The following is a 601-nucleotide window of genomic DNA, read 5'->3' on the forward strand; positions in this document are numbered from 1 at the left end:
CCCCTGCCCATGCGTCCGCGGCGCCGGATGCCCCCGAAGCCGGCAGCCTGCCCACCGACAAGCGCCGTCATGTGCTGGGACTGATGCGCATCAACCATACCGGTGAAGTGTGTGCCCAGGCCCTGTATCAGGGCCAGGCCAGCACCGCCAGCCTGCCCCATGTGCGCCATGCCATGGAGGAAGCAGCCCGTGAGGAAGAGGATCACCTGGCCTGGTGCGAGGAGCGGATTCAGGAGCTCGGTGGTGTCCCCAGCAAGCTTAACCCGCTGTTCTACGCCATGAGCTATGCGGTAGGCGCCACTGCCGGCCTGGTCGGCGACCGCTGGAGCCTGGGCTTTGTGTCGGAAACGGAAAACCAGGTGGTCAAACATCTGGAAGCCCACCTGTTCCAGGTCCCGGAAAGCGACCTGCGCACCCGCGCCATTCTGGAACAGATGAAAAGCGACGAACTCAAACACGCCGTCACCGCCAAAGACGCCGGCGGCGCAGACCTGCCCCCACCAGTTCGCCACGCCATGACACTGATGAGCAAGGTGATGACGTTCACGACTTACAGAATCTGATCGGCGCGCTGAAAAAGCACCTGTAGGAGCGCCTCTTG

1 protein-coding gene is annotated in these 601 nt (G+C 63.4%); it reads left to right on the forward strand.

Annotated features, from left to right (window positions below):
• Positions 1-563, forward strand: a 563-nt coding sequence (gene coq7 / locus B3Q33_RS15255; RefSeq protein ID WP_286828804.1) for a 2-polyprenyl-3-methyl-6-methoxy-1,4-benzoquinone monooxygenase, incomplete at its 5' end; no start/stop codon positions are given.
• Positions 564-601: the final 38 nt, after the last annotated feature.

The organism is Alcanivorax sp. UBA3183 (genome assembly GCF_002364155.1).
GTDB classification, from domain to species: Bacteria; Pseudomonadota; Gammaproteobacteria; order Pseudomonadales; family Alcanivoracaceae; genus Alcanivorax; species Alcanivorax jadensis.